Origin of the sequence: Micromonospora palomenae, assembly GCF_007829925.1 — a bacterium.
Taxonomy (GTDB): Bacteria; Actinomycetota; Actinomycetes; order Mycobacteriales; family Micromonosporaceae; genus Micromonospora; species Micromonospora purpureochromogenes.
In genome coordinates, this window is the sequence record NZ_VIXA01000003.1 from 486,119 (window position 1) to 508,633 (window position 22,515).

17 protein-coding genes and 1 rRNA gene are annotated in these 22,515 nt (G+C 73.1%); 13 read left to right on the top strand and 5 right to left on the bottom strand.

The window, feature by feature from the left end; translation table 11 throughout:
* The first annotated feature begins 56 nt into the window (after nucleotides 1-56).
* A 5S ribosomal RNA gene (gene rrf, locus FHX75_RS23200) occupies nucleotides 57-173 on the top strand.
* Between the two features lie 136 nt (nucleotides 174-309).
* Here the strand turns inward: rrf and FHX75_RS23205 are convergent.
* Nucleotides 310-993, bottom strand: a complete 684-nt coding sequence (locus tag FHX75_RS23205) for a hypothetical protein (RefSeq protein WP_154942437.1) — start codon at nucleotides 991-993, stop codon at nucleotides 310-312.
* A gap of 69 nt (nucleotides 994-1,062) precedes the next feature.
* Here FHX75_RS23205 and FHX75_RS23210 point away from each other — a divergent pair, with 69 nt between their 5' ends.
* From FHX75_RS23210 to FHX75_RS23220, 3 genes are all read left to right on the top strand, one after another.
* A complete protein-coding gene (locus FHX75_RS23210; protein WP_154942438.1) occupies nucleotides 1,063-3,681 on the top strand; it encodes a valine--tRNA ligase in 2,619 nt (872 codons plus the stop codon).
* A 68-nt stretch (nucleotides 3,682-3,749) separates the two neighbouring features.
* Entirely contained in the window at nucleotides 3,750-5,021 is a 1,272-nt protein-coding gene (locus FHX75_RS23215; protein ID WP_246158541.1) for a bifunctional folylpolyglutamate synthase/dihydrofolate synthase, read from the top strand.
* Nucleotides 5,018-5,428, top strand: coding sequence for a DUF4233 domain-containing protein (locus FHX75_RS23220; RefSeq protein ID WP_154942440.1), 411 nt, complete (start codon nucleotides 5,018-5,020; stop codon nucleotides 5,426-5,428). Before FHX75_RS23215 ends, FHX75_RS23220 begins: the two co-directional genes overlap by 4 nt.
* Nucleotides 5,429-5,436: 8 nt before the next feature.
* Here FHX75_RS23220 and FHX75_RS23225 read toward each other — a convergent pair whose 3' ends face one another.
* Entirely contained in the window at nucleotides 5,437-6,708 is a 1,272-nt protein-coding gene (locus FHX75_RS23225) for a VOC family protein (RefSeq protein WP_154942441.1), read from the bottom strand.
* Between the two features lie 142 nt (nucleotides 6,709-6,850).
* On the opposite strand from FHX75_RS23225, the gene ndk reads away from it, so the two are divergent.
* The gene (gene ndk / locus FHX75_RS23230) at nucleotides 6,851-7,276 is read left to right on the top strand and encodes a nucleoside-diphosphate kinase (RefSeq protein ID WP_154942442.1); all 426 of its coding nucleotides are present in this window, start codon (nucleotides 6,851-6,853) and stop codon (nucleotides 7,274-7,276) included.
* Between the two features lie 48 nt (nucleotides 7,277-7,324).
* Here ndk and FHX75_RS23235 read toward each other — a convergent pair whose 3' ends face one another.
* On the bottom strand, nucleotides 7,325-8,206 hold the full coding sequence (locus FHX75_RS23235; RefSeq protein WP_246158482.1) for an RNA polymerase sigma-70 factor: 882 nt from the start codon (nucleotides 8,204-8,206) through the stop codon (nucleotides 7,325-7,327).
* Nucleotides 8,203-8,643, bottom strand: a complete 441-nt coding sequence (locus FHX75_RS23240; RefSeq protein ID WP_154942443.1) for a carboxymuconolactone decarboxylase family protein — start codon at nucleotides 8,641-8,643, stop codon at nucleotides 8,203-8,205. Before FHX75_RS23240 ends, FHX75_RS23235 begins: the two co-directional genes overlap by 4 nt.
* Before the next feature lie 390 nt (nucleotides 8,644-9,033).
* Here FHX75_RS23240 and ileS point away from each other — a divergent pair, with 390 nt between their 5' ends.
* Both ileS and FHX75_RS23255 read left to right on the top strand, forming a co-directional pair.
* Complete coding sequence (gene ileS / locus FHX75_RS23250) at nucleotides 9,034-12,180, top strand: isoleucine--tRNA ligase (protein ID WP_154942444.1); 3,147 nt, start codon at nucleotides 9,034-9,036, stop codon at nucleotides 12,178-12,180.
* Nucleotides 12,181-12,351: 171 nt separating this feature from the next.
* On the top strand, nucleotides 12,352-13,050 hold the full coding sequence (locus tag FHX75_RS23255; protein ID WP_154942445.1) for a lysophospholipid acyltransferase family protein: 699 nt from the start codon (nucleotides 12,352-12,354) through the stop codon (nucleotides 13,048-13,050).
* A 66-nt stretch (nucleotides 13,051-13,116) separates the two neighbouring features.
* Here FHX75_RS23255 and FHX75_RS31765 read toward each other — a convergent pair whose 3' ends face one another.
* Nucleotides 13,117-14,694 (bottom strand): hypothetical protein, encoded by a 1,578-nt coding sequence (locus FHX75_RS31765; RefSeq protein WP_154942446.1) that lies wholly within the window; start codon nucleotides 14,692-14,694, stop codon nucleotides 13,117-13,119.
* Between the two features lie 362 nt (nucleotides 14,695-15,056).
* On the opposite strand from FHX75_RS31765, the gene FHX75_RS23265 reads away from it, so the two are divergent.
* From FHX75_RS23265 to rpmA, 6 genes are all read left to right on the top strand, one after another.
* Nucleotides 15,057-17,042, top strand: a complete 1,986-nt coding sequence (locus FHX75_RS23265) for a TIGR03960 family B12-binding radical SAM protein (RefSeq protein WP_154942447.1) — start codon at nucleotides 15,057-15,059, stop codon at nucleotides 17,040-17,042.
* 184 nt (nucleotides 17,043-17,226) lie between these two features.
* Nucleotides 17,227-17,946, top strand: a complete 720-nt coding sequence (locus FHX75_RS23270) for a TIGR03936 family radical SAM-associated protein (RefSeq protein ID WP_154942448.1) — start codon at nucleotides 17,227-17,229, stop codon at nucleotides 17,944-17,946.
* A 132-nt stretch (nucleotides 17,947-18,078) separates the two neighbouring features.
* Nucleotides 18,079-21,120, top strand: a complete 3,042-nt coding sequence (locus FHX75_RS23275; protein ID WP_154942449.1) for an Rne/Rng family ribonuclease — start codon at nucleotides 18,079-18,081, stop codon at nucleotides 21,118-21,120.
* A gap of 119 nt (nucleotides 21,121-21,239) precedes the next feature.
* A complete protein-coding gene (locus FHX75_RS23280) occupies nucleotides 21,240-21,740 on the top strand; it encodes a hypothetical protein (RefSeq protein WP_154942450.1) in 501 nt (166 codons plus the stop codon).
* 167 nt (nucleotides 21,741-21,907) lie between these two features.
* On the top strand, nucleotides 21,908-22,222 hold the full coding sequence (rplU, locus tag FHX75_RS23285) for a 50S ribosomal protein L21 (protein ID WP_088960746.1): 315 nt from the start codon (nucleotides 21,908-21,910) through the stop codon (nucleotides 22,220-22,222).
* Between the two features lie 11 nt (nucleotides 22,223-22,233).
* Nucleotides 22,234-22,488 (top strand): 50S ribosomal protein L27, encoded by a 255-nt coding sequence (rpmA, locus tag FHX75_RS23290; protein WP_088975624.1) that lies wholly within the window; start codon nucleotides 22,234-22,236, stop codon nucleotides 22,486-22,488.
* The last annotated feature ends 27 nt before the right edge of the window (nucleotides 22,489-22,515 follow it).

Genomic DNA, 22,515 nt, shown 5'->3' on the forward strand with positions numbered 1-22,515 from the left:
CGAACAACACCCCAGCACTCTTGTGTTGGTCGAGTTGTTTGACATGTCGATAGAGTTACGGCGGTCATGGCGGAGGGGAAACGCCCGGTAACATTCCGAACCCGGAAGCTAAGCCCTCCAGCGCCGATGGTACTGCACTCGGGAGGGTGTGGGAGAGTAGGACACCGCCGGACAACCATTCGATCAGGGCCACCCCTTTCAAGGGGTGGCCCTGATTGGCATATCCACCCCCGGAAACCGTGCCGGGCGCGAGCCGTACACGAAGAAGGGCCGCGGCGTCGCCCGACGCCACGGCCCTTTCGGGACGGCTCAGTCGCGGGTCTGGACGCCCTCGCGGATCTGACGGAACAGGCCGGCGGCGTCGTCGACGGAGCGGCTGGGGAACATCGCCATCGCGGCGCTGCCGTGATCCGCCCAGCCGCAGATCGCGAAGTCACCGCCGTCCCCGCTGGTGGTCCCGCACTTCATCACCCCGCCCAGCTTGCCGGCGGGCACCTCGCGCAGCCCGGCCACCCGGCCGGTCTCGTCGGCCATCAGCCGGAAGAGGCTGTCCAGGTCGCGTTCCGGCTGCCACAGCAGCGTCGTGCCACCGAAGACCAGCACCGCCCGGGTCTCGTCCGCCGGGTCCCGGTAGACGGTGCCGAAGCTGGTGTCCAGGTCGATGTCCGCGGCGAACCCGCTGCGCAGGTAGTCCGCCGTGCTGCGGGCCCGCTCCGAGTCGTCCCGGGTCAGCCCGGCGACCTGCTCCGGGGCGCTCAGCCGGGTGTCCTTCTGCTGCGCCACCCGCCAGCCGGCGGTGCCCAGGGCGGCGGCACCGGCCAGGCCGACGGCGAGCGCCGCGGCCAGGACGATCCGCCGTCGGCGGGAGGCCGGCGCCCGGCGGGGCGGATCGCTCGCCGGGTCCCGGTGGCTCAGCTGGATCGGCTCGTCGGTCAGATCGACCGGGTCGGGCCCCTCGTCGAGCTGACGCTCGGTGAGATGTGCGTCGGACATGTCCGCCACCGTACGCGAATGACAGGTGGCGCACGTCGGGTCCGCGGAAGCGCTCCGTAGACTTTCAGGGTGACCGAGAGACTGGATGCCCGACGCCCCGACGCCCCGACCCTTGCCGGCCAGTACCAGCCCGGCGAGGTAGAGCAGCGACGGTACGAGCAGTGGGTAGCCGCCGGCCACTTCCGGGCGTCGGCGCAGAGCGACAAGCCGCCCTTCACCATCGTCATCCCGCCACCCAACGTCACCGGCTCCCTGCACATGGGGCACGCGTTCGAGCACACGTTGATGGATGCCCTGAACCGGCGCAAGCGGATGCAGGGGTACGAGGCGCTGTGGCTGCCCGGCATGGACCACGCCGGCATCGCCACCCAGAACCTGGTCGAGCGGCAGCTCGCCGGCGAGGGGCTGTCCCGGCACGACCTGGGCCGGGAGAAGTTCGTCGAGCGGGTCTGGCAGTGGAAGGCCGAGTCCGGCGGGGCCATCCTCGGCCAGATGCGCCGCCTCGGTGACGCGGTCGACTGGGACCGCGAGCGCTTCACCATGGACGAGGGCCTGTCCCGTGCCGTGCAGACCATGTTCAAGAAGCTCTTCGACGACGGCCTCATCTACCGGGCCAACCGGATCATCAACTGGTGCCCGCGCTGCCTGACCGCGCTCTCCGACATCGAGGTGGAGCACACCGACGACGAGGGTGAGCTCATCTCCATCCGGTACAGCGACGAGGTGGTGGTGGCCACCACCCGGGCCGAGACGATGCTCGGTGACACCGCGGTGGCCGTGCACCCCGACGACGCCCGCTACCAGCACCTCATCGGCACCGAGGTGGCCGTGCCGCTGACCGACCGGCGGATCCCGATCGTGGCCGACGAGCACGTCGACCCGAGCTTCGGCACCGGCATGGTGAAGGTGACTCCGGCGCACGACCCCAACGACTTCGAGATCGGCCAGCGGCACGACCTGCCCGCGCTGACGATCATGGACGAGCGTGGTGTCATCACCGCGCACGGCCCGTTCCAGGGACTGGACCGGTACGAGGCCCGCCCGGCGATCGTGGCCGCGCTGCGCGAGCAGGGCCGGATCGTCGCCGAGAAGCGGCCGTACGTGCACGCGGTGGGGCACTGTTCCCGGTGCAAGACCACCGTCGAGCCCCGGCTGTCGTTGCAGTGGTTCGTCAACACCGCCCCGCTGGCCAAGGCCGCCGGGGACGCGGTGCGGGACGGCCGGGTGAAGATCGAGCCCGCCGAGCTGGCCAAGCGCTACTTCGCGTGGGTCGACAACATGCACGACTGGTGCATCTCGCGGCAGCTCTGGTGGGGCCACCGCATCCCGGTCTGGTACGGCCCGGCCGGCGAGATCGTCTGCGTCGGCCCGGACGAGCAGCCGCCCACCGGCGAGGGCTGGCACCAGGACGAGGACGTCCTGGACACCTGGTTCTCCAGCGGCCTGTGGCCGTTCTCCACCCTCGGCTGGCCGGAGCAGACCCCGGACCTGGCGAAGTTCTACCCGACCAGCGTCCTGGTGACCGGCTACGACATCCTCTTCTTCTGGGTCGCCCGGATGATGATGTTCGGCCTGTACGCGATGGACGGCCGGCAGCCGTTCGACGTGGTCGCCCTGCACGGCATGGTCCGCGACGAGCACGGCAAGAAGATGTCCAAGTCGTTCGGCAACGTCGTCGACCCGCTGGACTGGATCGACCGGTTCGGTGCCGACGCCACCCGATTCACCCTGGCCCGGGGCGCCAACCCCGGCCAGGACGTGCCGGTGAGCGAGGAGTGGTGCCAGGGCTCGCGGAACTTCTGCAACAAGCTCTGGAACGCCACCCGGTTCGCGCTGATGAACGGCGCGCACACCGAGGGGGAGCTGCCGCCCGCCGCCGAGCTGTCGACGGTCGACCGGTGGATCCTGTCCCGGCTGGCGCACGTCACCGCCGAGGTGGACGAGCAGTTCGAGGCGTACGAGTTCGCGAAGGTCTGCGACCTGCTGTACCACTTCGCCTGGGACGACGTCTGCGACTGGTACGTCGAGCTGAGCAAGCCGGTGCTCGCCGAGGGCGGGCCGGCGGCCGAGGCCACCCGACGGGTCCTCGGGCACGTCCTGGACCAGCTGCTGCGGCTGCTGCACCCGGTCATCCCGTTCGTCACCGAGGAGCTGTGGATCGCGCTCACCGGCGGCGAGACGGTGATGACGGCCGCCTGGCCGGTGGCCGACCGTACCCGGGTCGACGACGCCGCGGAGGGTGAGGTCGGCACCGTTCAGCGGGTGGTGACCGAGATCCGGCGGTTCCGCTCCGACCAGGGGCTGCGCCCGACCCAGCGGGTCGCGGCCCGGCTCGACGGCCTGGCCGTGGCCGGGATCGCGGCGCACGAGCCGCTGATCCGCTCGCTGGTCCGGCTCGACGCGCCCGCCGGCGACTTCCAGGCCAGCGCCACCCTCGCCATGCCCGGCGAGGTCAGCGTCGAGCTGGACACCCGCGGCTCGATCGACGTAGCGGCCGAGCGGGCCCGGCTGACCAAGGACCGCGCGGCGGCCGAGAAGGAGGTCGCGCAGGCCCGGGCGAAGCTCGACAACCCCGCCTTCGTCGGCAAGGCCCCCGAACCGGTGGTCGCCAAGATCCGTGACCGGCTGGCGGTGGCCGAGGCGGACCTGACCCGCATCGACGCCGCCCTGGAGGCGCTTTCCTCGTGACCGACCGCACCGATCCCACCGAGTTCACCAACGTCGACGCCGAGCTGGCCGGGCGGGGCTTCACCCGCATGGTCTTCGAGCTGGACCGCATCGAGTCCCTGCTCGACCTGCTCGGCAGCCCGCAGCGGGCGTACCCGTCGATCCACCTGACCGGGACCAACGGCAAGACCTCCACGGCCCGGATGATCGACTCGCTGCTGCGCGCCTTCGGCCTGCACACCGGCCGCTACACCAGCCCGCACCTGGAGACGGTGCGGGAGCGGATCGCCCTGGACGGGGAGCCGGTCAGCGAGGAACGCTTCGTCGCCACGTACCGCGAGGTGAAGCCGCTGGCCGAGCTGGTCGACCAGCGCTCGTCCGAGCCGCTGACCTACTTCGACATGACCACCGCGCTGGCCTTCGCCACCTTCGCCGACGCGCCCGTTGACGTCGCGGTGGTCGAGGTGGGGCTCGGCGGGGCCGAGGACGCCACCAACGTGCTCCAGGCCGGGGTGGCCGTGCTGACCCCGATCGGGCTGGACCACACCGAGTGGCTGGGCGACACCCTGGAGGACATCGCCCTGCACAAGGCCGGAATCATCCACCCCGGCGCCACGGTGATCTGCGCCGCGCAGGACGACGAGGCGGCCCGCCCGATCCTGGAGCGCTGCGTCGAGGTCGGCGCGACCGTCGCCCGGGAGGGCACCGAGTTCGGGGTGCTGCGCCGGGCCGTCGCCGTCGGCGGGCAGGTGCTCACCATCCAGGGCCTCGGCGGCGTGTACGAGGAGGTGTTCATCCCGCTGCACGGCGCGCACCAGGCGCAGAACGCGGCGGTGGCGCTCGCCGCCGTCGAGGCGTTCTTGGGGGCCGGGACGAAGCGGCAGCTCGACGTGGAGGCCGTCCGGGAGGGCTTCGCCACGGCCAGCTCGCCGGGCCGACTGGAGAAGGTGCGTACCGCCCCGACGATCCTGCTGGACGGGGCGCACAACCCGCACGGGATGACCGCCACGGTCACCGCGCTGCAGGAGGAGTTCGCGTTCAGCAAGCTGGTCGGCGTGCTCGCCGTGCTGGCCGACAAGGACGCGGGCAGCCTGCTGGAGCTGCTGGAGCCGGTGCTCGACACGGTGGTGGTGACCCGCAACAGCTCGCCCCGGGCGATGCCGGCCGACGAGCTGGCCGCGCTGGCGCGCGAGGTGTTCGGGCCGGATCGGGTGGAGGTCGCCGACGAGATGCCGGACGCCATCGAGGCGGCCGTCGCCGAGGCCGAGTCCGACGTGCCCGGTGAGCTGTCCGGCGTCGGGGTGCTGGTCACCGGCTCGGTGGTGACCGTGGCCGACGCCCGACGGTTGCTCAAGCGATGAGCGCCCCCGACGAGGACCGCCGCGACCCGGTCGCCGACCCGGCCGTCGACCCGGGCGCGCCGGGGGAGCGGCGCTCCGGGCTGCGCAACCCCGACAAGGCGGTGCGCGGCCTGGGCGCCGGGACGCTGGCCCTGGAGGCGCTGGTGCTGCTGCTCGCCATCCAGCCGATCCGGGTGGTCGGCGGCGACCTGAGCGGGGCGGCCATCGCGGCGATCGTGGCGCTGGCCGTCGTCTGCGTGGTGCTGGCCGGCCGGATGGGGCGGCCCTGGGCCTGGCAGGCCGGCACGGTGGTGCAGGGCCTGCTGCTGCTCTCCGGGCTGCTGCACTGGTCGCTGCTGGCGCTGGGGATCATCTTCGGGCTGGTCTGGGCGTACGCCCTGCACGTCCGCCGGGTCATCCTCGGCTGAGCCGGGGGTCAGGCGTCGGCGCGCTCCCGCCACTGGGTCAGCGCGATGCCGTGCCCGTCCGGGTCGCGGAAGGCGGCCGCCCAGACCTCCAGCTTGGTGCCCCGGTTGACCACCCGGGGCGCGTAGGTGAACTTCACCCCGGAGTCCTTCAGCCGCCTGTAGGCCGCGTCGATGTCGTCCACCTCCAGGTTGACGTGCACCAGCCGGCGGCTGATCGGGGCGGCGCCGGTGACCTCGCGCAGCACCAGGCGGGTGGCGCCGGAGGCGAGCACCGCGTTGCCGGAGCCCCGGTCGATCTCGCCGAAGCCCAGCGACCGGTAGAACTCCAGCGACCGGGACAGGTCGGTGACCAGCAGGGTCAGCCCGACCCCGCTGATCGGGGCGCCTTCCTCGACCGGGTCCGCCGCCGGGTCGTACCCGAAGATCGCCTCGTCCAGCTCGTCGGGGTCGAGCCGGTCCCGGGGCTCCGGGTCGTCCAGCGGCACGTCCACCGGATCGACCACCGGGGCGTCGAAGCGCTCGTCCACGGGCGGGCGGGGGGACGGGGTGGTGGCTGCCCGGCGCGGCAGCCCGCCGGCCGGCGGGGGCTCGACCAGGGTGCCCTCGAGCACCACCGGACCGCCGGGGCGCTGGTGCACCACCACCGGTTCGCGCTCGTCGGGCAGCACCACCGGCTCGGGGCGCAGCGGGTCGGCCGGGGGCGGGTCGCGGAACTCGTCGCGCAGGTCGTCGTGGAAGTCGTCGTCGGGCGTACGGCCGGCCCACGGCGGGGCCTCCTGGACGATGAGCACCTCGTCGACCGGCTCGGCGTCGGCGTACTCGGGCGGCAGGTCGGCGCCGGCGGCGTTCTCCGCGTGGGTGGGCACCTCGTCCCAGAGCACCCGGACGTGCCGCTGGTCGTCCAGGGCCACCCGGATCGGCAGGGTCTGCCCCAGCGAGGGCCACTTGGACACCGGCACCCGCGGCTCGATGATCTTCTTGGACCGGGGCGGCAGGCCCGGCGCGTCGATCACCAGTTGCAGCTCGCAGCGGCCGAAGGCGTACTGGGTGGGTGGCTCGGAGGCGCTGTGCACGTGCCCGACGCCGATCACCCAGGTGCGCCCGCCGCCGCGGACGGTGGCCAGGGCGATCGCCAGCACCAGCAGGGCCACGCCGAGGGCCACGATCGCCCAGCTGGTCATGCCCAGACCGAACAGGACCACGAACGTCGCCACGGTGCCGAGGACCGCGGCGATGAGCTTGCGTACCGGCGCGATGGTGCGGTTCCCGCCATTCGCCACAGTGGACCTCCCAGGGGTCAGGACCAGGCTAGGCGGGATCGGCGGCCGCTGGAAGGAGCAGCCGCCGCGCCGACGCCGGGACCGGGTCGCTAGGCTGACCGTACCCAGCCCGGCCGTCTTCCGCGCACAGGAGGAACCCAGCGTGTCCAGCAGCAGCCCGGATGAGCGCACGCTCGTACTGATCAAGCCCGACGCGGTCCGCCGCGGCCTGGTCGGCGAGATCATCTCCCGCTTCGAGCGCAAGGGCCTGCGGATCGACGCCATGGTGACGCGGACGATGGACGCCGCGCTGGCCGACCAGCACTACGCCGAGCACGTCGACAAGGCGTTCTACCCGCCGCTGAAGGACTTCATGACCAGCGGTCCGCTGGTCGCCCTGATCCTCTCCGGCGACCAGGTGATCGACGTGGTGCGCGGCCTGGTCGGCGCCACCGACGGCCGTCGGGCCGTCGCCGGCACCATCCGCGGCGACCTCTCCCTGTCCAACCGGGAGAACCTGGTGCACGCCTCGGACTCCACCGACAGCGCCAAGCGCGAGATCGGCCTCTGGTTCCCCGAGCTGGGCTGACCGCCGCCGGCCCCGGACCCCGGACGGGGGTCGGGGCCGTTTGCTGTCTCAGGCGGGGATCCGGGACAGCTTCGTCGGGTTGCCGACCAGGTAGAACCCGGTGATCCGCCCGTCGGCCGTGGCCACGGTCAGCGTGTAGCGGGCCCCGTCGGACCAGCGGATCAGCAGTGCCGGCTGGCCGTTCAGCTCGGCGGGCGTCGCCGTCACGGCGCGCGGCCGGGCGTAGATGCCGGCGAAGAACCGGGCGATGCGGTCCGCGCCGTACACCGGGTTGCGCGCCGCCCGCGCCGCGCCGCCGCCGTCGGTCCAGGCGACCGCGTCGGTAGCCACCAGCTCGGTGAGCCGGGGCAGGTCGCCGTCGCGGGCGGCGGCCAGGAACGCCTCCAGCAGCCGCCGCTGCTCGGCCCGGTCGGCGTTGAACCGCCGACGGCCCTCGGCCAGCCGGGCGACCGCCCGATGGTGCAACTGCCGGCAGTCGGCCGCCGACCGGTCCAGGATGTCGCCGATCTCGGCGTACGGCAGGGCGAACGCGGTGTGCAGCACGTAGACCGCGCGCTCCGGCGGGGTGAGCCGTTCCAGCAGGTGCAGCAGCGCCATCGACACCGAGTCCCGCAGCTCGGCGCTGTCCAGTGGGCCGAACGGGGACGGCTCGGTCGGCACCGGCTCGGGCAGCCACGGCCCCACGTACGTCTCCCGGGCGGCCTGGCGGGCGCGCAGCCGGTCCACGGCCAGCCGGGTCACCACCCGGGACAGGTACCGGCGCGGCGCGGCCACCGACTCCCGGTCCACGTCGAGCCAGCGCAGGTACGCCTCCTGGAGCACGTCCTCCGCGTCGTGCAGGCTGCCCAGCAGCCGGTACGCCAGCCCGAGCAGCATCGGCCGGTGCGCGGTGAGCGCACCGGCCGCCTGCGCCGCTCCGCTGGTGGTCACACCTCGAGCGGCGGCTGCGTCTGGCTGGTCACGCTGATCCGGTTCCACACGTTGATTGTCGCAATCGCGATGATCAGGTCGGCCAGCTCCTTCTCCGACCACACCTTGGCGGCGGCGTCCCACACCTCGTCCGGCACGCCGTGCTGGCCGAGCTGGGTGACCGCGTCGGTCAGCGCCAGCGCGGTCCGCTCCCGCTCGTCGAAGAACGGCGCCTCCCGCCAGGCGGCGACGGCGAAGAGCCGGCGGCTGTCCTCGCCCGCGGCGAGCGCGTCCCGGCTGTGCATGTCCACGCAGAACGAGCAGCCGTTGAGCATCGACGCCCGCAGCTTCACCAGCTCCAGTACGGTGTGGTCGACGTTCGCCTGGGCGTACTTCTCCATCGCGAACACCGCCCGGTACGCCTCCGGCGCCACCTTTGCCATGTCGATCCGACTCATCTCGGCCTCCCTCAGCAGGTACGAATTCACCCGTACGACGGAACCCGGCGGCGGCGATGTGACGGCCTGCCCTGTGACGGTGGTCATGTCGCGGCGGGCCGGGACGGTGGGATTACTCGGCGGCGATCTCCCCCGCCGGTCGAGTATCCTTGCGACCGTAAGGCGATGACCCGGCCATCACCGGCGAGCCTCCGGAAGAACAGCCGGGTGACCGGCCCAGTAGAACCGGACGGGTCCGGCCCGTCACAGCCGGCAACGAGCGGGCGGTCGCACCTCGACCGCCAAGCGGGGTGGTACCGCGGGCCGCTCGGGCACGCCGTCGAGGCGTACCCGGAAGGCTCGTCCTCGCAGACCACAGATGAGTGAGCTGCGCGAGGAGAGCGACCCCCGATGGCCTATCCGATGCACGACCCGACCGCCGCCGGTGTCCCGGCGAGCCCGGACCTGCCCGCGGTCGAGCGCCGGGTCCTGGAGCACTGGACGGCCGACAAGACCTTCGAGGCGTCCGTCGAGGCCCGCCCGGCCGGCACCGACGGTAAGAACGAGTACGTCTTCTACGACGGCCCGCCGTTCGCCAACGGCCTGCCGCACTACGGCCACCTGTTCACCGGGTACGTCAAGGACGTGGTGCCGCGCTACCAGACCATGCGCGGCCGGCACGTCGAGCGGCGCTTCGGCTGGGACTGCCACGGCCTGCCCGCCGAGGTGGTGGCCGAGAAGCAGCTCGGCATCACCAGCAAGGCGGAGATCATCGACCTCGGCGTGGCCCGGTTCAACGAGGCCTGCCGCACCTCCGTGCTGGAGTTCACCCAGGACTGGGAGCGGTACGTCACCCGGCAGGCCCGCTGGGTCGACTTCGCCAACGACTACAAGACCCTCGACCTGGACTACATGGAAAGCGTCATGTGGGCCTTCAAGACCCTGCACGACAAGGGTCTGGTCTACGAGGGTTTCCGGGTGCTGGCGTACTGCTGGCGCTGCGAGACGCCGCTGTCGAACACCGAGACCCGGATGGACGACGTCTACCGGGACCGGCACGACCCGACCCTCTCGGTCTGGTTCGGGCTGACCCCCGACGAGTCCGCTCCCGAGCTGGTGCGTGGGCCGGTCCGGCTCGGCGTCTGGACCACCACGCCGTGGACCCTGCCGTCCAACCTGGCGCTCGCCGTCGGCCCGGACATCGAGTACGCGGTGCTGGAGCGCGACGGGGACCGCTACGTCGTGGGCGCCGCGCGGCTGGCCGCGTACGCCAAGGAGCTGGAGGGATACGAGCAGGTTGGCACGGTGTACGGCCGGGACCTGGTCGGGCGCCGGTACGTCCCGCTCTACGACTTCCTGGTCGAGCAGGCCGGGGAGAACGCGTACCAGGTGCTCGGCGCGGACTTCGTCACCACCGAGGACGGCACCGGGATCGTCCACCTGGCCCCGGCCTTCGGCGAGGACGACCAGAACGTCTGCAACGCCGCCGGCATCCCGACCGTCGTCACCGTGGACGACCACACCCGGTTCACCGCGCTGGTGCCGCCGTACCAGGGCGAGCAGGTCTTCGACGTCAACAAGCCGGTGATCCGCGAACTCAAGGAGCGGGGGGTGGTGCTCAAGCAGGACACCTACACCCACTCGTACCCGCACTGCTGGCGCTGCGACACCCCGCTGGTCTACAAGGCGGTGTCGTCGTGGTTCGTCGCGGTGACCACGTTCAAGGACCGGATGGTCGAGCTCAACCAGCAGATCAACTGGACGCCGGGGCACATCAAGGACGGCTCGTTCGGCAAGTGGCTGGCCAACGCCCGCGACTGGTCGATCAGCCGGAACCGGTTCTGGGGCTCGCCGATCCCGGTGTGGAAGTCCGACGACCCGAACTACCCGCGGCTGGACGTGTACGGCTCGCTGGCCGACATCGAGCGGGACTTCGGCGTACGCCTGACCGACCTGCACCGGCCGGCGGTGGACGAGCTGGTCCGCCCGAACCCGGACGACCCGACCGGGAAGTCCATGATGCGCCGGGTGCCGGAGGTGCTGGACTGCTGGTTCGAGTCCGGCTCGATGCCGTTCGCCCAGGTGCACTATCCGTTCGAGAACGCGGACTGGTTCGAGCACCACTACCCGGGTGACTTCATCGTCGAGTACATCGGGCAGACCCGCGGCTGGTTCTACACCATGCACGTGCTGGCCACCGCGCTGTTCGACCGGCCGGCGTTCCGCAACTGCCTCAGCCACGGCATCCTGCTCGGCTCGGACGGGCGCAAGATGTCCAAGAGCCTGCGCAACTACCCGGACGTCTACCACGTCTTCGACGCGTACGGCTCGGACGCGATGCGCTGGATGCTGATGTCCTCGCCGGTGCTGCGCGGCGGTGACATGCCGGTCACCGAGGCGGGCATCCGGGACGCTGTCCGGCAGGTGCTGCTGCCGCTGTGGAACGTCTGGTACTTCTTCTCGCTCTACGCCAACGCCGACGGCTACACCGCCCGGCGCCGTACCGACTCGACGCACCTGCTCGACCGGTACGTGCTGGCGAAGACGAACGAGCTGGTCGAGACGGTCCAGGGGCAGATGGAGGCGTACGACATCTCCGGCGCCTGCGCCACCGTCCGGTCCTACCTGGACGCGCTGACCAACTGGTACGTGCGTCGCTCCCGGGACCGGTTCTGGTCGGGTGACGCCGAGGCGTTCGACACCCTGTGGACGGTGCTGGAGACGCTCTGCCGGGTGGTGGCGCCGCTGGCGCCGCTGACCGCCGAGGAGATCTGGCGCGGCCTCACCGGCGAGCGGTCGGTGCACCTGACCGACTGGCCGTCGGCGCAGGATTTCCCGACCGACCACGAGCTGGTGTCCGCGATGGACAACGTGCGCGCGGTCGCCTCGGCGGCGCTGTCGCTGCGCAAGGCCAAGGGCCTGCGGGTGCGGCTGCCGCTGGCGAAGCTGACCGTGGCCTCCCCGGTCGCGGAGAAGCTGCGGCCCTTCGCCGACCTGGTCGCCGACGAGGTCAACGTGAAGGAGGTCGTCTTCTCCGACGAGGTGTCCGCGTACTGCCAGCAGGTGCTGACCGTGGTGCCGCGCGCGCTCGGCCCCCGGGTCGGCAAGGCGGTGCAGCAGGTGATCAAGGCGGTCAAGGCGGGGGAGTGGGAGCTGGTCGACGGCGCCCCGGTCGCCGCCGGCGTCACCCTGGCCGAGGGCGAGTACGAGCTGCGGCTGGTCGCCGCCGACGCCGAGCACTCCGCGCCGCTGCCCGGCGGCGAGGGCGTGGTCGTGCTGGACACCGAGGTCACCCCGGAGCTGGCCGCCGAGGGGCTGGCCCGGGACGTGGTCCGGGTGGTGCAGCAGGCCCGCCGGGACGCCGACCTGGACGTCTCGGACCGGATCGTGGTGTCGGTGTCGGCCTCCGACGAGGTGCGCGCGGCGGTGTCGGCGTACACCGACTTCGTGGCCCGCGAGGTGCTGGCCGACACGGTCGACTTCGCCGAGGGCGTCGACGGCTTCGCCGGCGAGGTCGGCGAGGGCGAGCGCGTGACGGTGGCCGTCCGCCGGGTATGAGGTAGTGCGGCGGTGGTGGTCCGGTGGTGTTCCGCCGGGCCGCCGCCACCGGCTCCGCCCGCGCCCCGACAGGCCCGCTCACCAGCCGGCCGGCCCGCCACCCGCGCGGGGCTCCGTGTACCCGTCCGCTACCGTGACACCGCCTGTTCACGTACGACCGCCGGAGGACCAGTGCCCCTGCTCTACACCATCGGCAAGCTCACCGTGGCGCCCGCGCTCCGGTTGGCCTTCCGTCCGACCGTGGAGGGGTTGGAGCACATCCCGGAAACCGGTGGTGCGATCTTCGCGGGCAACCACCTCTCGGTCGCCGACGAGCTCTTCCTCGGCACCGTGGTCCCGCGGCACCTGGCCTTCTGGGCCAAGTCGGAGTACTTCAAGGGCACCGGGCCCAAGGGCGCCTTCTCCAAGTTCGTGCTCACCGGCCTGGGTGCCATCCCGGTCGAGCGGGCCGGCGGCCGGGCGGCGCTGTCCGCGTTCGACGCCGCCATCCCCGCGTTGCAGGGTGGCGACCTGGTCGCGGTCTATCCGGAGGGGACCCGCTCGCCCGACGGGCGGCTCTACCGGGGGCGTACCGGCACGGTCCGGCTGGCGGTGGCGGCCGGCGTGCCGATCATCCCGGTCGGCATGATCGGCACGGACAAGGCCCAGCCGATCGGCGCCCGGGTGCCCCGGCCCGGCCGTGCGAAGATCACCGTACGGTTCGGCAAGCCGCTGGACTTCACCGGCCGGTCCGACGACCGGACCTCGCTGCGGGCGATGACCGACGAGCTGATGGCCGAGATCCAGAAGCTCACCGGCCAGGAGTACGTGCCGCGCTACGCCCCGCCGCGCGCCCACCCGCCGCTGGCCGGGGAGCCCGGCGCCGTCTGACGCCGAGGCGCCCGCGCGGGTGCTCGCCGAGGCGCTGCTCGGGGGGCGACAGCTCCCCGGCGGACCTCAGGGCTGCGCCGGCGCCGGCGTGACGATCTGTTCCCGCAGGGTGTCCAGCAGGCGGGCGCTGTCGTCGACGGAGAGCCGGGTGAAGACGGCGGTGGTGATGCTGCCGTAGTCGACCGAGGTGCAGACCACCACGTCGGCGCCGTCCGACCGGCCGGTGGCGCACCGCTCGTACCGGCCGCGCACACCGGTCTCGACCGTTTGAGGGGCGTCGAGCCGGTAGGTCTCGGTCAGCCGGGTCATCTCGTCGTCGGCGTCGGACTCGGGGTTGAACCGGAAGCCGGTGCCGCCGAACACGGTCACCCGCTTGCCGTCGCCGGTGCCGTAGACCCCGGCGAAGACATCCTCCGAGAGCAGGTTCGCCGCGCGTACCTCCGCCTTGAGCCGCTTGGCGGTGGCCTGGCTGCCGGCGTCCTGCCGCAGCGTCAGGTCGGCCACCTGGCCGGGCAGCGCGGCGTCGGCCGGGTACTGCTCCCACATCGGCTTGCCGAACCAGGCCGGGCAACCGCAGCAGCAGACCAGGGACAGCAGCAGCACCCAGGGCCAGCGCCGGCGACGCCGGACCGGCACCGGGACGTACCCGCGGGGCGCCTCCCACCCGGGTGGCGGGGTGACCGCCTTCGGCCGGCGGCCCCGGCGCTGCTTCGGCGGCGGGGCCGGCGCGGGCGGCGGGGGAGGTGGCGGCGCCGGCCGGGGCGGGGCGACCGGCGGCGGCGACACCGGGTGCGCGGCGTGCGGCGGGTACGGGCGGGACGGCGGCGGTGCGGCCTCGTAGGGCCGGGTGACCGGGGGCGTTGCCTCGTAGGGCCGGGTGACCGGCGGCGCGGGGTAGGGCAGGGTCGGCGGGAGCGCGGGGAGGTGGTGGTGCTCCAGCTCCCAGGAGCCGGTGTCCGCGCCGGCCCACGGGTCCACCGGGGTGCGGTGTTCGGGCAGCTCGACCGGGGTGGGCGGGACGGGCGTGGGCTCCGCCGACTCGCCCCAGACGCGGCGGCGCGGCGGCGGGGGCGGGACCGCCGCCGAGCCGGTCCAGCGCGGCGCGGGCGGCTCCGGCTCGACCCGGGTCGGCTCGGGAGCGGCGGGCACACCGGTGTCGACTCGGGTGGGGTCCGGGGTGGCGGGGGCGCGGGTGTCGGCCCGGGCGGGCTCCGGGGCGGCGGGCGCACCGGTGTCGACCCCGGTGGGCTCGGGTGCGTCCGGCGCACGGGTGTCGAGCCCGGCGGGCGGTGCGGTGTCGATCCGGGTGGGCGGAGGTGCGTCGTCTGTGGGGGCGGCGTCGGCCGGGGCGGGCTCCGGGTCGTCGGGCGTGCGGCCCTCGACGGGTGGGGCGGGTGAGGTCGGCGCGGTGGGCTCGTCCGGGGACGCGGTGGCCGGCTCGGCCGCCGTCCGCTCCGGGTCGCCCGGGGCGGTGGCCCGGTCGGCGGGCAGCTCACGGGTGCCCTCCGGGCCCGTGCGGGGCCCGGCATCGGCGGGTACGGGCGAGGGGGGCGGCTCCTCGGCGACGGCCGGCTCCCGGCCGACGTCGGTGACCGGGGGGCTCCCGTCGGCCGGCCGGTCCGCCCCCGGCTGCGGCTGCGGCATCGCGGCAATCTCCTCTCGCGCCGCTAGCGAGGTTAGTACCGGCATGCCACCAGCGACGAACCCGTCCACCGTCGGTCGCCCTCGGGCGACGCCAGGTGAGGGTGCCGTAACGGGTCAGACCGGGCGCTCCGGCGGGGGTAGCGGCGGGGCTTCAAGATCGGGTCGCATTTTCCGAGTCTGAGCACGGCGTGTCGTCTCGGTGAATGCGACTGGATCATGGGGATCGGGGTGGTGGCGGCGGGGGGCCTGCGCGGGGGGTGTTGAGCTGGGCGGGGCAGGGGGTGCAGTCCGGTCGGGTCCGTCGGGGGGTGGCGGGCGGTGCGGCGTGGTGGGTGGCTGGCGGGCGCGTACCCTTGGGCATCATGAGTGCCCCGTCCACGACGCCGCGCCCCGCCGCGGCCAATTCCGTCTGGCCCCAGCTGGAGCCGCTGCTGCCCCAGGTGACCAAGCCCATCCAGTACGTCGGTGGCGAGTTGGGCGCGGTGGTCAAGGACTGGGACGCGGCCACCGTGCGCTGGGCGCTGATGTATCCCGACGCGTACGAGGTCGGCCTGCCCAACCAGGGCGTGCAGATCCTCTACGAGGTGCTCAACGAGCTGCCCGACGTGCTCGCCGAGCGCACCTACGCGGTCTGGCCGGACCTGGAGAAGCTGATGCGCGCCCACGGCGTGCCGCAGTTCACCGTCGACGCGCACCGCTCGGTGCGCGACTTCGACGTGTTCGGCGTCTCGTTCTCCACCGAGCTGGGCTACACCAACCTGCTCACCGCGATCGACCTGGCCGGCATCCCGCTGCTCGCCGCCGACCGCACCGACGCCGACCCGGTGATCCTGGCCGGCGGGCACGCCGCGTTCAACCCGGAGCCGATCGCCGACTTCGTCGACGCCGCCGTGCTGGGTGACGGCGAGGAGGCGGTCCTGGAGATCACCACGATCGTCCGGCAGTGGAAGGCCGAGGGCTCCCCGGGCGGGCGCGACGAGCTGCTGCTGCGGCTGGCCCGCACCGAGAGCGTCTACGTGCCGCGCTTCTACGACGTGGACTACCTGCCCGACGGCCGGATCCAGCGGGTCGTGCCGAACCGGGCGGACGTGCCGTTCCGGGTGCACAAGCGCACGACGATGGACCTGGACGCCTGGCCGTACCCGAAGAAGCCCCTCGTGCCGCTCGCCGAGACCGTGCACGAGCGGTACGCGGTGGAGATCTTCCGGGGCTGCACCCGGGGCTGCCGGTTCTGCCAGGCCGGCATGATCACCCGCCCGGTGCGGGAGCGCTCGATCACCACCGTCGGCCAGATGGTCCGCGACGGGCTGGAGTTCTCCGGCTTCCACGAGGTGGGCCTGCTGTCGCTCTCCTCGGCCGACCACTCCGAGATCGGCGACATGTGCTCCGGCCTCGCCCAGCAGTACGAGGGCACCAACGTGTCCCTGTCGCTGCCGTCGACCCGGGTGGACGCGTTCAACATCGACCTGGCCCAGGAGCTGTCCCGCAACGGCCGGCGTACCGGCCTGACCTTCGCCCCGGAGGGCGGGTCGGAGCGGATCCGCAAGGTCATCAACAAGATGGTGTCGAAGGAAGACCTGATCCGCACCGTCGTCACCGCGTACACCAACGGCTGGCGGCAGGTGAAGCTGTACTTCATGTGCGGCCTGCCCACCGAGACCGACGAGGACGTCCTCGAGATCGCCGACATGGCGCACGAGGTCATCAAGGCCGGCCGAGCCGCCACCGGTTCCAAGGACATCCGCTGCACCGTCTCCATCGGCGGCTTCGTGCCGAAGCCGCACACCCCGTTCCAGTGGGCGCCGATGGAGCGTCCCGAGGTGATCGACCACCGGCTCAAGCTGCTCAAGCAGGCGATCAACTCGGACCGCTCGCTGGGCCGGGCGATCGGCTACCGCTACCACGACGGCGAGCCGTCGCTGATCGAGGGCCTGCTCAGCCGGGGCGACCGCCGGGTCGGCGCGGTGATCCGCAAGGTCTGGGAGAACGGCGGCCGGTTCGACGGCTGGAGCGAGCACTTCTCGTACCAGCGGTGGGTGGACGCCGCCGCCGAGGCGCTGCCGACCTTCGGCGTGGACCTCGACTGGTACACCACCCGGGAGCGCGACGAGCTGGAGGTCCTGCCCTGGGACCACCTCGACTCGGGTCTGGACAAGGACTGGCTCTGGCAGGACTGGCAGGACTCGCTCTCCGAGTACGAGCAGGACGACTGCCGCTGGACCCCGTGCTTCGACTGCGGCGTCTGCCCGTCGATGGACACCGAGATCCAGATCGGCCCCACCGGCCGGAAGTTGCTCCCGCTCACCCCGGTCAACGGCCTGAAGATCCCCACCGGCGCCCAGCAGTGACCGTACCGGGGCGGGTGCGCCGCGCGTGGGCGCGCCACCCGCCCCGCCCCGGCGATCATGAAGTTATTGTCACCGGCATCCGTGGCACCTTCATGACCGACCGGTCCTGACACCGAGGAGCACGACGATCAGCAGGAAACCACAGCCGGAGGGCGGGCAGGCGCCGGTCGTCCAGCGCGTCCGGATCCGGTACGCCAAGCGCGGCCCGCTCCGGTTCACCTCGCACCGCGACTTCGCCCGGGCCTTCGAGCGCGCACTGCGCCGGGCCGGCGTCCCGATCGCCTTCTCCCAGGGCTTCACCCCCCACCCCAAGATCTCCTACGCCAGCGCCGCCCCGACCGGCGTCGCCAGCGAGGCGGAGTACCTGGAGATCGGCCTGCGCGAGCAGGTCGACCCGGAGCAGCTGCGCGCGGCGCTGGACGCTGCGCTCTCGCCGGGGCTGGACGTGCTCGACGCGGTGGTCGCCGGGAGCGGCAGCCTGGCCGACCGGATCGAGGCCTCGCACTGGCGCATCGAGCTGCCCGAGGTCGAGCCGGCCGTACTGGAGGCGGCCGTCGCCGCGTTCACCGCCGCCGACGAGATCCAGGTCGAGCGGATGACCAAGCAGGGCCGGCGCACCTTCGACGCCCGGGCGGCCGTCATGCGCATCGATGTGGTGCCGCCCGCGGAGACGCCTTCCGGGGTGCCGGGCGTGTCGTGTGCGATACTCGAACTGGTCGTGCGGCAGGTCACCCCGTCCGTACGGCCCGATGACGTCCTTTCCGGCCTCCGCGTGGTGGCCGACCTGGTGCCGCCGGTTTCGCCGAGGGTGATCCGGCTGGCGCAGGGCACGCTGACCGCGCAGGGTGCGATCGTGGATCCGTTGGACGCGGACCGCGACGGGGCAACCATCGGTGAGCACTGACCGACGGTCGGTGCTCTAGGCAGGCAGACTTCGGCGGTCGCGCACCTCGCGCGCCCGGCGGAAACACTTTTGCGGCAACCCTGCGTGGCAGCGCTCACCCGCGCCCGGGGCGGCCAGAACTGGAGAACGTCCATGCTCGAGAACGAGCCCGAGGGCGGCGAACGGACCGGCGCACAGCCGGCCGGCCAGACCGCCGACGCCACCGACCGCACCAGCGCCGAGGGTGCCGCCACTGACAGCGCCGCCGAGGCCGCGCCGAAGCGCCGGCGCACCACCCGGCGCAAGGCGGCCCCGCTGAACCAGCCGGAGCAGGTCGAGGCGCCCGCCGAGGCGTCGGCGTCCGCCGCGTCCGCCACCGACGAGGCGCACCAGGGCGAGGTACTGGCCCCGGTCGCCGGTGAACTGGACACCCCGCCCAAGACCACCCGTCGCCGGCGCAAGGCGACGCCCGCCAAGGCCGCCGAGGAGCCGGAGGTGGCCACCGGCGCCGAGGATCACTCGGCGGAGGTCGTCCCGCCGGTGAAGGTCACCCGTACCCGGCGCAAGAAGGCCGCCGCCCCGGCGGCCGCCGAGCCGGCCGCCGAGATCCCGGCCGAGGCCCCCGCGCCCGCCGTGGCGGCCGCGCCGGTGGTCGAGCCGGTCGAGGAGGAGGAGCCCGCCGTCGAGGCGGCGGCGCCCACCGAGCCCACCGCGGTCGACGAGGCCGAGGCCGCCGAAGCCGCCACCGAGGAGGCCCGGCCGGGTGCCGCCGAGCCGGCCGTCGCCACCTCCGGCGCCGAGAGCCGGGCCGGCGAGGTCCCGCCCGGTGTCGCGGTGCCCGGCGCCGAGCCGGCGGAGGTCGCGCCGGAGCCGCGTACCCGCCGTCGGCGGGCCGCGCTCTCCGCGCCCACCGTGCTGTTCATGGCCCCGCTGCCCGAGGAGCTGCCGGCCGTCCGCGTGGTCGAGCCCGGCCCGGCGGCGGCCGAGGAGGCCGTCGAGGAGCCGGCCGAGACCGGTCGCCGGCGTCGCCGCGGTCGCCGCGAGGTCGAGCCGGTCGAGGTGCTCGAGGTCGAGGAGGAGCCCACCGGCGAGGCCGAGGAGGCCGTCGAGGGCGAGGAAGAGGACGAGGACGAGAGCGCCGCGGCCCGCCGTCGCCGTCGTCGTGGTCGCCGGGGCCGCGGTCGCGGCAAGGGCGGCGCCGAGGACAGCGACGAGGAGGAGGCCGAGGAGGCCGTCCAGGCCGAGGCCGAGGCCGAGGCCGAGGAGCCCGAGGAAGAGGAGGGCGAGGGCGACGGGCTGACCCGCCGCCGGCGCCGTCGTCGCCGCCGGGGCGCCGGGGACGTCGAGGGGGCCGCCGAGGACGGCGTGCCCACCGTGGTCAAGATCCGCGAGCCCCGCAAGGCCGTCGACGAGGTGCAGGGCGTCTCCGGCTCGACCCGGCTGGAGGCCAAGCGCCAGCGCCGTCGGGACGGCCGCGAGCAGCGCCGGACCCGGCCGCCGATCCTCAGCGAGTCGGAGTTCCTGGCCCGCCGGGAGGCGGTCGACCGGGTGATGGCGGTACGCCAGCGCGGCGACCGCACCCAGATCGCGGTCCTGGAGGACGGCGTGCTGGTCGAGCACTACGTCACCCGCAACTCCTCCGGCACCATGGCCGGCAACGTCTACCTCGGCAAGGTGCAGAACGTCCTGCCCAGCATGGAGGCGGCGTTCGTCGACGTCGGGCGCGGCCGCAACGCCGTGCTGTACGCCGGTGAGGTCAACTGGGACGTGAGCGGACTGGAGGGGCGGGCCCGCTCGATCGAGCAGGCGCTGCGCTCCGGCGACTCGGTGCTGGTGCAGGTGACCAAGGACCCGATCGGGCACAAGGGCGCCCGGCTGACCAGCCACATCGCGCTCTCCGGTCGGCACCTGGTCTACGTGCCGAACGGTAACGCCTCCGGCATCAGCCGCAAGCTGCCGGACACCGAGCGCAAGCGGCTGCGGGACGTGCTCAAGAAGCTGGTGCCGGACGGCGCCGGCGTGATCGTCCGGACCGCCGCCGAGGGGGCGAGCGAGGACGAGCTGGCCCGTGACGTCAAGCGGCTGCAGGCCCAGTGGGAGGACATCCAGGCCAAGGCCGCCGAGGGTGGCGCCCCGGTGCTGCTCTACGAGGAGCCGGACCTGGTCATCCGGGTCGTCCGGGACCTGTTCAACGAGGACTTCCGCGAGCTGGTCATCGAGGGCGAGCAGTCGTACGACATGGTCGAGTCGTACCTGTCGCACGTCTCGCCCGACCTGGTCGCCCGGCTGCGCCGGCACGTCGGCACCACCGACATCTTCGCCGAGTACCGGATCGACGAGCAGATCATCAAGGGGCTGGACCGGAAGGTCTTCCTCCCCTCCGGCGGGTCGCTGGTGATCGACCGCACCGAGGCGATGACCGTCATCGACGTCAACACCGGCAAGTACACCGGCTCCGGGGGCAACCTGGAGGAGACGGTCACCCGCAACAACCTGGAGGCGGCCGAGGAGATCGTGCGCCAGCTCCGGCTGCGCGACCTCGGCGGCATCGTGGTGATCGACTTCATCGACATGGTGCTGGAGTCGAACCGCGAGCTGGTGCTGCGCCGGCTGACCGAGTGCCTGGGCCGGGACCGGACCAAGCACCAGGTCACCGAGATCACCTCGCTCGGCCTGGTCCAGATGACCCGCAAGCGGATCGGCGCGGGCCTGCTGGAGGCGTTCAGCGAGACCTGCGAGTGCTGCAAGGGCCGCGGCCTGATCATCCACACCGAGCCGGTGCCGGAGAAGCCGCGCGCCGGCGCCGGCGCGGGGGAGAAGGTCAAGGCGGTCGCCTCCTCGGTGGCCGCCGCCCCGGCGACCGAGCAGGCCGGCGCTTCGTCGCGGCGGCGCTCGCGCAAGGCCGCCGCCGCGCCGGAGCGCACGGTGGTGGAGACCACCGAGGCCGCTGACGTGGACCGGGTGGCCGAGGCGGAGGCCGAGTACCACGACACGATGGGCTACGACCTGTCCCGGTACGAGGCGGAGACGCCGGCCGCGCCGGCGGTCGCCGACAGCCTGGAGGGCGAGTCGGCCCGGCTGGCCGGGGCGGACGACCCGGACGCGCTGGGCGAGACCGAGGAGGAGAGCGGCGAGGGCGGCACCGGCCGGCGCCGGTCCCGCCGCGGCGGTCCCCGTCGGCGGACCCGCCCGTGACGGGCTGACCAGCCCGACGTTTCGCGGGGCCCCTTCCCCGGCAACAGTGCCGGCGGGAGGGGCCCTGTCGCGTTCTCCGGCCCCGGCTACGATCGGTCACCCCCGGCTAGGAGAAGACAATGCGCCGCCTGCTCGCCGCCACCCTGGTGACCGCCGTCCTGCTGACCGGCTCCGGCTGCTCCGGCGACCGGTCCGACGAGGCCGCCCCGGCCACCACCGGCCCGTCCACCGGGCCGTCGGCCACCTCGACCGTGCTGCCGTCCGCCCCGGTCAGCGTCGCCCCGGCGGGAGGCAACGGGCCCGAGGTCTGCGCCGCCGCCGAGCAGGCCTCCTCGGCGGCCGTGCGGACGTACGTCGAGGAGCTGGGCAAGATGATCGCCGCAGTCGGCGCGAACGACAGCACCGGGGCGGAAACCGCCCGGAAACGGGCGGAGTCGGCGCTGACCAGCTGGCGGGCGGCGCTGCGTGAGCAGTCCGCCCGGGCCACCGACCCGCAGTTGAAGACCCTGCTCACCGACCTGGCCACCGAGGTCGGCAGGCTCGGCGCCGACGTCGAGTCGATCGACGAGACCGAGCTCGACCGCCTCCAGCAGCGCCTCGACCAGCTCTGCGGGCGCTGACCGGCGGGCCCGGTTTGGGCGTCACCCGGTCCATGGCGTACGCTTGCCTGCGGCGCACTTTGGTGTGCCGAGTTCCCGCGTGCCCGCGCCGCCGGTGTCACTGCTACCCGGCGAGTCGCCGTGGGAACGACCAGCCAGCAGCCTCAACGACAGGGAGTCCGCCTCCGATGTACGCGATCGTCAAGACCGGCGGCAAGCAGTACAAGGTCGCCGAGGGCGACGTGATCGAGGTCGAGAAGCTCGCCGGTGCCCCCGGCGACGCGGTGAAGCTCACCGCGGTGCTCCTCGTCGACGGTGACGACCTGGTGACCGACGCGGCGAAGCTTGCCTCGGTCGCGGTGTCCGGCGAGATCGCCGCGCACACCAAGGGCCCGAAGATCCGGATCCACAAGTTCAAGAACAAGACCGGCTACCACAAGCGCCAGGGTCACCGCCAGCCGCTGACCCAGGTCAAGGTGACCGGCATCTCCAGCGGGAAGTAGGTCGTCCTCCAATGGCTCACAAAAAGGGTGCGTCCAGCTCGCGTAACGGTCGTGACTCCGCGGCCCAGCGACTCGGCGTGAAGCGCTTCGGTGGTCAGGTCGTCAGCGCGGGTGAGATCCTCATCCGTCAGCGTGGCACCAAGTTCCACCCCGGTGACCTGGTCGGCCGCGGCGGAGACGACACGCTCTTCGCGCTGGCCGCCGGTGCGGTCCAGTTCGGCACCAAGCGCGGCCGCAAGACCGTCAGCATCGTGCCGCAGCAGTAATACGCAGGCGTTGCGGGCCGTGGACCT